This is a genomic window from Sphaerisporangium sp. NPDC088356 (assembly GCF_040685555.1).
Taxonomy (GTDB): Bacteria; Actinomycetota; Actinomycetes; order Streptosporangiales; family Streptosporangiaceae; genus Sphaerisporangium.
On the sequence record NZ_JBFBIK010000095.1, the window covers coordinates 1 to 10,251 of the forward strand.

Below are 10,251 nucleotides of genomic sequence, written 5' to 3' on the forward strand. Positions count from 1 at the left end.
CGCTACCTTGACACGGTAGAGGCCACTGGTTCAATCCCAGTATCGCCCACCACCGATTCCCCAGGTCACAGACCTGGGGAATCTTCTTTTCCCAGCCGCCCGCCAAGCCGGAGCGGCCGTCAGGGCAGGCAGCCCACGTGCGCCAGAGCCTGCTTCAGCAGCACATCCTGACCGCCGGTCATCTCCTGTAGCACCTGCGGCGAGGCGGCCTCCTCCGGCGTGAACCAGACGAGGTCGAGGGCGTCCTGCCTGGGACGGCAGTCTCCGGCGACCGGCACCACGTAGGCGAGGGACACCGCGTGCTGGCGGGGATCGTGGTAGGGCGTGACACCTGGCTCAGGGAAGTACTCGGCGACGGTGAACGGCTGCGGCGAAATCGGCACCCGGGGCAGCGCCACCGCGCCCAGATCCTTTTCCAGGTGGCGCATCAGCGCGTCGCGGACGCGCTCCTGGTACAGCACGCGGCCAGACACGAGAGCACGGCTGACCGTCCCGTCCGACCCGATGCGCAGCAGCAGGCCGACGTGCGTCACCACTCCGGTGTCGTCCACTCGCACCGGAACGGCGTCGACGTAGAGGATCGGCATCCGCGAACGCGCCGACTCCAGCTCTCCAGGACTGAGCCAGCCGGGCACGGTTTCGGTCATTTCGGTCACCAGCCGATGGTACTTGGCGTCCGGCCCGCCCCGCGCAGCCCCAGATCAGTTGTCGGCCAAGGCCGGGCACCACATCGGCTTGCGCGCCGTCGTCAGGGTCTCCCTGCGCACTCGGGGAGCCGGGCGCAGGCGACGAAGTGATCCTTCTCCTCCTCCAGGAGGCCGCCCGTGGCGCCGCTGTCGTGGTACGGGCACGACTCGACCGGCTCGGCGTCCTGCCAGGGCTCCCGCAGCCGGGGCACGGCCGCCAGCAGCTGCCGGGTGTAGGGATGCAGCGGCCGGCTGAACACCTTCTCGGTCAGCCCCATCTCGACCACCGCGCCGCTCCGCAGCACCACCGTGCGCTCGGCCAGGTAGGTGCCCAGCGACAGGTCGTGGGTGATGTACAGCACGCCGAGCCCGCGCGCCTTGAGCTCGGCGAGCAGGTTCAGCACGTCGATGCGCGTCGAGGCGTCCAGCATGCTGGTGATCTCGTCGGCCACCAGCAGCTTGATGTCCAGCAGCAGGGCCCGCGCGATGAGCAGCCGCTGGAGCTGGCCGCCGCTGAGCTGATGGGGGAACTTCCCGAGGATCTGATCGGGGTTGAGCCGCACGTCTTCCAGCGAGGAACGCACCCGGCCCGTCCACTCGGCCTCGGGCACGCCCGGAAAGTACGCCTCCTTGATCATGCGGAAGACCCGGTCGGCCTTGAAGACGGGGTTGAACGTGCTGAAGGGGTCCTGGAACACGCCCTGGACGTCGCGGTAGTACGCCTTGCCCGGCTTGACCGGGACGCCGTCCAGGGTGATCGAGCCGCTGGTGGCGGGGGTCAGGCCGAGGATCATCCGGCCGAGCGTGCTCTTGCCGCTGCCGCTCTCGCCGATGAGCGAGACGACCTCGCCCTGCCGCACGTCGAAGCTCACGCCGCCCACGGCCGTCAGTGATCCGCCGCCGAAGGCCCCGACCTTGTAGACCTTCGTGACGTTGTCGAGTCTCAGCATCATGCCTTCCAGCAGGCGACGACGTGGTTGGGCTCGATCTCCACCGCAGGGGGCTCCTCGGCGCACCGGTCGTACGCCAGGGGACAGCGGTCCCTGAACCGGCAGCCGGTCGGCGGGTCGAGCAGGGACGGGGGCCCGCCGGGGATGCCGGCCAGCTTCCGGTCGGCGTGGCGCACGCCGACCTCGGGCAGCGAGTCGATCAGGAGCTTGGTGTACGGGTGGCGGGGCGCCTCGACGATCACCTTGGCCGGCGCCCGCTCGGCCACCTTGCCCGCGTACATGATCATGATCGTGTCGGCGATCTGGTAGGTGAGCGAGATGTCGTGCGTGATGAAGATCATGCTCTTGACCACCCCGTTGTCCCGGAAGCCCGCGAGCGCCCGCGCCACGGCCTTCTGGGTCGAGACGTCCAGGGCGGAGGTGACCTCGTCGGCGATGAGCAGCGAGGGGTCGAGCAGCGTGGAGATGACCATCACCATGCGCTGCTTCATGCCGGGCCGATCGTCCCCGATGGGCATCACCTCGCCGTCCAGCTCGACCTCGCCGCCGATGTGGCGCATGCGCCCGTCCATCCGGATCAGGCTCTTGCCCAGGGTGGTCTTGCCGCAGCCGGACTCCCCCGCGAGGCCGAGGATCTCGCCGTCCCCCACCTCGAACGAGACGCCGTCGAGCGCCTTAACCTCCCCCTTCAGGGTCTGGTAATGCACTCTCAGATCGCTGACCCGCAGGCTCATGTCTCCCTCAGCTTCGGGTTGAAGACCTCGTCGAGGCCCACGTTGGCCACGTACAGGGCGCCGACGACGGCGGTGATCCCGGCGCCGGGCGGGATGAACCACCACCACAGGCCGAGCTGCATCGCGCTCCACTGGCTGGCGTTCTGCAGCATCAGCCCGAGCGAGACGCCTTCGGTCGGGCCGAGCCCGATGAAGTCCAGCGACGAGGCGATCAGGATCGAGCCGCCGAAGAGCAGGATGAATGTCATGAACAGGTAGGAGCTCATGTTCGGCGCGATCTCCCTGGTGATGATCTTCCAGGTGTTCGCGCCGCTGAGCCTGGCCAGGTCCACGAAGTCCCTGGTGCGCAGCGAGAAGGTCTGCGCCCTGATCGCCCGTGCCGCCCACGGCCAGGAGGTCAGGCCGATGAACAGCGCCTGGGCGCCGACGCTGCGGATGCCGAGGTAGGCGTTGATGATCAGCAGCACGGCCAGAGCGGGCAGCACCAGGACGATGTTGGTCAGCATGTTGAGGATCTCGTCCACCAGGCCGCCCCGGTAGCCGGCGACGAAGCCGACCAGCATGCCGACGACCGCCGCGACCCCTCCGCCGAGGACCCCGACCAGGAAGGTGGTGCGCAGCCCGTACACGAACTGGGCGAAGACGTCCTGGCCGAAGGTCGTGGTGCCGAACCAGTACTCCCCGGACGGCGGCTGCATCGGCAGGCCGACGTACGCGTTGGGCTCAGCGGCGGTGAGCAGCGGCCCGGCCAGCCCGAGTGCGAGGAACGCGAGGACGATGGCGGCCCCGATCACCAGCTTGGTGTTGCGCACGGCGAAGTACAGGGCCTCGCGCCGGATGCTCGGCGGGGCCGCGGTCTCCCGCGCCGGGACGTCCTGCGGAGGAGCCGTCATGCCGACGCACCCGCCATTCCCGTCCTCGTACGCGGATCGACCACGACGTAGACGATGTCGATGATGAAGTTGGCGATCAGCACGCCGAGGACGATGAACAGGAAGGTGCCCTGGAGCAGGAAGAAGTCCTGGTTCTGGACCGCCTTGAGTATCAGGCTCCCGAGGCCGGGATAGGAGAAGACGATCTCGGTGACGAGGGCGCCCGCCACCAGCACGCCGAGCTGCAGCGCCAGGCCGGTGATCTGCGGCAGCACCGCGTTCCTGAACGCGTACCTCCTGATCAGCCGCTGCGGGGCCCCGAGCGCCGACAGGTAGTTGGCGTAGTCGGACTCCAGCTCGTAGATGATCATGTTGCGCATGCCGATCGCCCAGCCGCCGAGGGCCACCAGGAACAGCGAGGCGAACGGCAGCGCCCAGTGGTGCAGCAGGTCCAGCATGAAGTCCAGCGACCAGTTGGGCCTGGTCGAGAAGCTGTAGCCGCCGGCGACGGGGAAGATCCCGAGGATCACGCCGAAGCCCCAGGCCAGCAGGACGGCCAGCCACCGACCGAAATATCGACGCAAGAGAAGTCTCCCAGAAAGGCCCCCTCCTCTTCGCACCGCGCGAGGGAAGTGGAGGGGGCGGCATCATGCGGTCAGGAGGCCGCGGGCTGGAGCTGCGTGAGGGTCTCGAACCCGCCCATCTCAAGCCAGTTGCGCCACATGACGGGCGCGTACTTCGGCGCCCCCTGTTCGGAGGACGGCCAGTTCTTCCACGTGCTGGTGCTCGACTGGGCCCAGAGGCCGTTGTACCAGAGCGGGATGACCGGCAGCTCCTCCAGATGGATCTTCTCGATCTCCGCGACGGCCGCCTTCATGCCCGCGATGTCGTCGGTCTTGACCTGGTCCAGCTTCCGCACCAGCTCCCAGGCCCTCTTGTTCTCGTAGCGCCCGAAGTTGACCGTGTTCTGCACCTTCTGCACGGGCAACTGGAACACGTACTGGTAGTAGGTGAACGGCGTGTTGGACAGCTGGCGCTCGTTGTTGATCACGAGATCGAAGTCGCCCTTGCCGCGCTTCTCGACCAGCGCGTTGTAGTCGGGGAAGTCGGGCGTGACCGAGATGCCCGCCTCCTTGGCGCTGGCCGCGATGGAGCGCGCCGCCTCCATCCAGTCGGTCCAGCCCGACGGCACCATGAGGGTCAGGCTCAGCTTGGAGCCGTCCTTGTTCTCCACCAGCCCGTCGCCGTCGCGGTCCTTGTAGCCCGCGTCGGCCAGGAGCTTCTTGGCCTTGTCCTTGTCGTAGGAGAAGCCGCTCTGGCTCACGACGTTCTGGTCGACGAACTGGTCCCACTGGGGCAGCAGGCCGGTGGGGCCGGCCGCCTTCACCAGGTTCCCGTAGACGCCCTCCACGATCTTCCTGGTGTCGACCGAGGTCGCGAGGGCCTTGCGGAACACCGCGTCGTCCATCGGCTTCTTGGTGGTGTTCGGCACCAGCCACGCGGTGTTGGCCGACAGCATGTACGGCGGTTCCTTGTAAAACGTCGTGAGCCCGAAGTTGCCCTTGACCAGGTTCGCCACGCCGGGCAGGAAGTTGTTGCTGAGGTCCATGCCCTTCTGCAGCAGCAGGCCCATCGCGACCTCGTTGCTGGTGTTGACGATGTCGACGATGTACTTCGGCTTCGGGTCCATGTTGAGCACGGTCTTGCCCCACCAGTCGTCGCGCTTGGTGAGCACGGCGCGGTCCTGGTCGTGGCTGGAGAACTTGTAGGCGCCGGTGCCGACGGGGTTCTCGTTCACCCCGTTGAGCACGTCCTCCTCCGAGAGCTTGCCCCACAGGTGTTCGGGCACGATGGCCCGGTTGTAGAGGTTGAAGTCCCACTCCTGGTGGTTGGCCGTGGAGAAGGTGAACTTCACGGTCTGGTCGTCGGTGGCCTCGACGTTCTTCAGCCACTCCCAGACGTTGTGGTAGGGGATCGTCTCCATCTTGCCGAGCCCGAAGGTGAAGGCGACGTCCTTGGCCGTGAAGGGCGTGCCGTCCGACCACTTGACGCCCTTACGGATCTTGAGCTCGTAGGTCGTGTCGTCGGTCCAGCCGCCGCTCTCGGCCACCCACGGGGTGAGCTTGCCCGCGTTGGGGTCGAAGTGGAACAGGGTCTCGTAGACCAGGCCCTTCGTGCCCGTCGCCGAGTCCCACTCCCGGATCGGGTTGAAGTTCGCCGGCGGCCCCCACTGCGTGCCGCTGGTGTACAGCGTCTCGTTACGCGGCATGGCGTTGGGGTTCGCCGGGCCGGCCGAGGGCGCCCCCGCCGTCCCGGAGCCTTGGGGGGCAGGCGTCGATCCGCCGCCCGTGCAGCCGACGGCGAGCATGCCGGCCGCCAGGAGCGGGATCATGATCCGCACCGGCTTACGCATCTGTCTCTCCTTCCCCGCCTGTCTGGCGGAGGTCCGCGTGCGTGCCAAGCCCCGATGATCCGCTGAGCCCTGTCAATAGCCGTGACACGTTCGATACGTCGAGACGGCGGGCGCCGGGCGCGCCGGATATCCCCGGCCCTAAAAGGCATCACGCTCACCAGGGACGACGGCGACCCGAAGATCGATCCGGGTCGTGCGTGCCGGGATCGACCGCCGGGGGGGGACCTCCGCGCGCCGTACGCCGGACGTCCGGACATGAACCGATTCAGTCGACGGAACTTCCGGAGCGGCCTGGACCACGGATCGGATCAGAACCCGCCGGACGGGCGGCCCTTGACGCTCTACAGGGATGTCGCTTACCCGCGCGCTGCCGTACGGTACCCTCGGTGCGACTGTCGTCACCGTAAGTGAACTGCACCAGTCGTCGGCTCAAGAGAGTAGGCACGCCTATGCAGGCTTTCACACTGCCCGACTTCTACATGTCGTATCCCGCCAGGCTCAACCCGCACCTGGAACGCTCCCGGGAGCACAGCCAGGCCTGGGCCGCGCGCATGGGCATGCTCGACGCCCCGAAGCCCGGAGGCGGCGTCGTCTGGGACGACGCGGCGCTCGCCGAGATGGACTACGCGCTGATGTGCGCCTACACCCACCCCGACTGCGACGGCCCCACCCTCGACCTGATCACCGACTGGTACGTCTGGGTCTTCTTCTTCGACGACCACTTCCTGGAGCAGTTCAAGTACTCCCGCGACCTCACCGGGGCGAAGGCCTACCTCGACCGGCTGGAGCTGTTCATGACCGTCGACGGGGACACTCCCCCGGAGCCGGCCAACCCCGCCGAGGCCGGGCTCAAGGACCTGTGGGAGCGCACGGTCCCGTCGATGTCGCCCGCGTGGCGGCGGCGCTTCATCACCAGCACGCACAACCTGATGGTCGAGTCGATGTGGGAGCTCGACAACATCGACCGGGGGCGCGTCGCCAACCCCATCGAGTACGTCCAGATGCGCCGCAAGGTCGGCGGCGCCCCGTGGTCGGCCAACCTCGTCGAGTACGCCGCCCACGCGGAGATCCCCGACGGCATCGCCGCGACCAGGCCGATGCGCGTCCTTTCCGACACCTTCTCCGACGCGGTGCACCTGCGCAACGACCTGTTCTCCTACCAGCGCGAGGTGCGGGAGGAGGGGGAGAACTCCAACGCCGTGCTGGTCTTCGAGCGGTTCTTCGACTGCTCGACGCAGGAGGCCGCCGAGCTCGTCAACGACCTGCTGACCTCCCGGCTGCAGCAGTTCGAGAACACCGCGCTGACCGAGGTCCCCGCCCTGCTGGCCGAGCGCAGCGTGCCCCCGCACGACCAGGCCGCCGTCGCCGCGTACGTCAAGGGCCTGCAGGACTGGCAGTCCGGCGGCCACGAGTGGCACGCCAGGTCGAGCCGGTACATGAACGAGGGCGCGGTCCGCGGGTCCTCCGGAGTGCTTCCCGGCCCGACCGGCCTCGGCACCACCGGCCTGGCGTTCTCCCCGGCCGGCCTCGGCCTGGAGCGCAGGGCCCGCCAGCACTCCCACCTGCCCTTCCAGCCAGTGGGGCACCTGCCGCTGCCCGATCTCTACATGCCGTTCCCGGTGCGCACCAGCCCCCACATCGACGCCGCGCGACGCCACGCGGCCGGCTGGGCGCGGGAGATGGGCATGTTCGATTCGGTGCCCGGCGTGGAGGCCGGTGGCATCTGGGACGAGCGGCGCTTCGTCGGCTTCGACTTCGCGCACTGCGCCGCCATGATCCACGCCGACGCGAGCCCCGACGAGCTCAACCTGTCCTCCGACTGGCTGGCCTGGGGCACGTACGGCGACGACTACTTCCCGATGGCGTTCGGGGCCACCCGCGACGTCGCGGGGGCGAAGCTGTGCGACGCCCGGCTGCCCTCCTTCATGCCGCTGGACGCCGGGGCCACCCCCGAGCCGGCCAACCCGATCGAGCGGGGCCTCGCCGACCTGTGGCGGCGCACCGCCGGGCCGATGGAGCCGTCCGCGCGGCGGCAGTTCCGCACCGCGATCGAGGACATGACCTCCAGCTGGGTGTGGGAGGTGGCCAACCAGGCCCAGAACCGCATCCCCGACCCGATCGACTACATCGAGATGCGCCGCAGGACGTTCGGGTCCGACATGACGATGAGCCTGGCCCGGCTCGCGCACGCCGACGAGGTGCCCGCCGGCATCTACCAGACACGCGTCATGCGCGAGCTGGACACCGCGGCGCAGGACTACGCGTGCTTCACCAACGACCTGTTCTCCTACCAGAAGGAGATCGAGTTCGAGGGCGAGGCGCACAACCTCGTCCTGGTGGTGGAGCACTTCCTGGACGTCGACCGGTGGAAGGCGCGGGACATCGTCGCCGACCTGATGGAGGCGCGGATGCGGCAGTTCGAGCACATCATCGCCAACGACCTGCCCGCTCTGTTCGACGAGCACGCTTTGGACGAGACGGCCCGCGCGGCGCTCACCCGCCACGCCGACGACCTCAAGGAGTGGATGTCGGGAATCCTCGAGTGGCACCGCAGGTGCGTGCGGTACACCGAGGCCGAACTCAACCGCACCCGCCAGGCCGCCACGCCGGAGGACTTCTCGTTCCCGCCGACCGGGCTCGGCACCTCGGCGGCACGCGTCGCGGGGCTGGTGGCCGGCCACCAGGCCTCGTAGACCCGGGCGCCCGGCACCCGTGGACGACCTCGGGTGCCGGGCGTCGTTGACCCGTACTTTTTTCGCGGCGAGATTTAAGCGGTGAATTTAATCGGCGTTGAGACGTTGCGCCCCCCGTTTCGGGCGTGTTAACACTGCTTCACGCCAGTGCGACGCCGGGCAGGGCCGTACGGCAGGTCTTCACTCATCCTTTAGATGGAGATCCGCATGCCCTTCCCAAGATCCAGGCTGGCCCTGCCTCTCGCCCTGCTGCTGGCGGGCGCCGGGCTGGGAGTCGCCCAGGCCCCGGCCGCGCAGGCGGCCGGCGAGACCGTGAACATCTGGCTCACGACGACCTCCGACTCAGGCGGCCGCACGGTGACCAGGGGCCTCCAGCAGCAGGCGCCCGTGTCCTTCGCGGCCACCAGCCCTTCGGCGGCCCAGACGATCACCGTCAACGACAACACCACCTACCAGCAGTTCGAGGGCGGCGGCGCGTCGTTCACCGACACCGCCGCCTGGCTGATGAACAGCAGCGGCGCGCTCAGCGCGAGCACGCGAACGGCGGTCATGCAGAAGCTGTTCGACCCGAACAACGGCATCGGCCTGAGCTTCGTGCGCAACCCGATGGGCTCCTCGGACCTCGCCCGGTCCAACTACTCCTACGACGACACCTGCTGCGACCTGACCGGGTTCTCGATCAACCACGACCTCGCCGACGTGCTCCCCCTGACCAAGCAGGCCAAGGCGCTCAACCCGGCGCTGAAGATCATGGCCTCGCCCTGGAGCTCGCCTGCCTGGATGAAGGACAACGACGCCTGGAGCCAGGGCTGGCTGGAGTCGCAGTACTACGGCTTGTACGGCGAGTACTTCGCCAGGTACATCCAGGCGTACCAGGCCCAGGGCGTGCGCATCGACTACGTCTCACCGCAGAACGAGCCCACCTGCTGCGCCGGGTACCCCTCGATGCAGTGGAACGCCGCCGGCCTGCAGTACTTCATCAAGAGCGCGCTGTGGCCGGCGTTCCGCAACGCGGGGATCACCACCAAGACACTCGTCAACGACTGGAACTGGGACGCCTACAACACCTGGGCCGCCCCGCTGGTCAACGACGCCGCCATCCGCAACGACCCGCTGTTCGGCGGGATCGCCTGGCACGGGTACGGCGGCGACGTCACCACGCAGACCACGGTGCACAACCAGTATCCGCAGGTCAACGCGTACATGACGGAGCACTCGGGCGGGAACTGGATCCCCGACCAGCAGACCGAGGACATGAACAACCTGATCGACTACACCCGCAACTGGGACCGTAGCTGGGTCAAGTGGAGCCTCGCCGTCGACCAGAACCAGGGCCCGCACAACGGCGGGTGCGGCACGTGCACCGGCCTGATCACCGTCCACAACGGCGACGCCCGCAGCGGGCAGGTCGACTACACGATCGAGTACTACACGATGGGCCACCTCACCAAGTTCGTGAAGCCCGGGGCCTACCGGGTGGACTCCACGGCCAACTCCTCGGTGAAGAACGTGGCCTGGAAGAACCCGGACGGCTCGAAGGCGCTCATCGCCTACAACACCACCGGCGGCACCCAGTCGGTCAAGGTCAACTGGGGCGGCCAGTCGTTCACCTACAGCCTGCCCACCAAGACCTCGGCCACCTTCACCTGGTCGGGGACGCAGTCCGGCGGCGGCACCGGCGGCAAGGCCATCACCGGGTACGGCGGCAAGTGCGTCGACGTCGCCGGCGCGAGCAGCGCCAACGGCACCCAGGTCCAGCTCTACACCTGCAACGGCAGCACCGCCCAGCAGTGGACCGTCGGCACCGACGGCACCATCCGCGCCCTCGGCAAGTGCCTCGACGTCAACGCCGCCAGCAGCGCGAACGGCACGAAGGTCCAGATCTACGACTGCAACGGCAGCG

General features: G+C 68.2%; 7 protein-coding genes and 1 pseudogene. 2 read left to right on the forward strand and 6 right to left on the reverse strand.

The window, feature by feature from the left end; genetic code table 11:
• Positions 1 to 119: 119 nt before the first annotated feature.
• The 6 genes and pseudogenes from AB0O34_RS27465 to AB0O34_RS27490 form a co-directional block, all read right to left on the reverse strand.
• Complete coding sequence (locus AB0O34_RS27465) at positions 120 to 647, reverse strand: NUDIX hydrolase family protein (RefSeq protein WP_363920119.1); 528 nt, start codon at positions 645 to 647, stop codon at positions 120 to 122.
• A 101-nt stretch (positions 648 to 748) separates the two neighbouring features.
• Positions 749 to 1,636 carry an ATP-binding cassette domain-containing protein gene (locus AB0O34_RS27470; RefSeq protein WP_363920157.1) on the reverse strand — a complete coding sequence of 296 codons (888 nt, stop codon included), beginning with the start codon at positions 1,634 to 1,636 and terminating at the stop codon, positions 749 to 751.
• Positions 1,636 to 2,370, reverse strand: a complete 735-nt coding sequence (locus AB0O34_RS27475; protein WP_363920121.1) for an ABC transporter ATP-binding protein — start codon at positions 2,368 to 2,370, stop codon at positions 1,636 to 1,638. Before AB0O34_RS27475 ends, AB0O34_RS27470 begins: the two co-directional genes overlap by 1 nt.
• Complete coding sequence (locus AB0O34_RS27480) at positions 2,367 to 3,263, reverse strand: ABC transporter permease (RefSeq protein WP_363920123.1); 897 nt, start codon at positions 3,261 to 3,263, stop codon at positions 2,367 to 2,369. Before AB0O34_RS27480 ends, AB0O34_RS27475 begins: the two co-directional genes overlap by 4 nt.
• Positions 3,260 to 3,805: pseudogene (locus AB0O34_RS27485) on the reverse strand (ABC transporter permease); the annotation flags it as partial. The gene AB0O34_RS27480 and the pseudogene AB0O34_RS27485, both read right to left, overlap by 4 nt.
• A gap of 92 nt (positions 3,806 to 3,897) precedes the next feature.
• Complete coding sequence (locus tag AB0O34_RS27490; RefSeq protein ID WP_363920125.1) at positions 3,898 to 5,655, reverse strand: ABC transporter substrate-binding protein; 1,758 nt, start codon at positions 5,653 to 5,655, stop codon at positions 3,898 to 3,900.
• Between the two features lie 449 nt (positions 5,656 to 6,104).
• Between AB0O34_RS27490 and AB0O34_RS27495 the strand changes: the two genes are divergently transcribed.
• Together AB0O34_RS27495 and AB0O34_RS27500 are read left to right on the forward strand one after the other, a co-directional pair.
• A complete protein-coding gene (locus AB0O34_RS27495) occupies positions 6,105 to 8,348 on the forward strand; it encodes a family 2 encapsulin nanocompartment cargo protein terpene cyclase (protein ID WP_363920127.1) in 2,244 nt (747 codons plus the stop codon).
• A gap of 207 nt (positions 8,349 to 8,555) precedes the next feature.
• Positions 8,556 to 10,251 (forward strand): ricin-type beta-trefoil lectin domain protein (locus tag AB0O34_RS27500; protein WP_363920129.1); only part of this gene is annotated, 1,696 nt, incomplete at its 3' end.

Bases quoted from the DNA above. Each gene is read 5' to 3' on its own strand.
- AB0O34_RS27470 (WP_363920157.1), bottom strand. From the start codon at position 1,636: ATGCTGAGACTCGACAACGTCACGAAGGTCTACAAGGTCGGGGCCTTC.
- AB0O34_RS27480 (WP_363920123.1), bottom strand. From the start codon at position 3,263: ATGACGGCTCCTCCGCAGGACGTCCCGGCGCGGGAGACCGCGGCCCCG.
- AB0O34_RS27475 (WP_363920121.1), bottom strand. From the start codon at position 2,370: ATGAGCCTGCGGGTCAGCGATCTGAGAGTGCATTACCAGACCCTGAAG.
- AB0O34_RS27490 (WP_363920125.1), bottom strand. From the start codon at position 5,655: ATGCGTAAGCCGGTGCGGATCATGATCCCGCTCCTGGCGGCCGGCATG.
- AB0O34_RS27495 (WP_363920127.1), top strand. From the start codon at position 6,105: ATGCAGGCTTTCACACTGCCCGACTTCTACATGTCGTATCCCGCCAGG.
- AB0O34_RS27465 (WP_363920119.1), bottom strand. From the start codon at position 647: ATGACCGAAACCGTGCCCGGCTGGCTCAGTCCTGGAGAGCTGGAGTCG.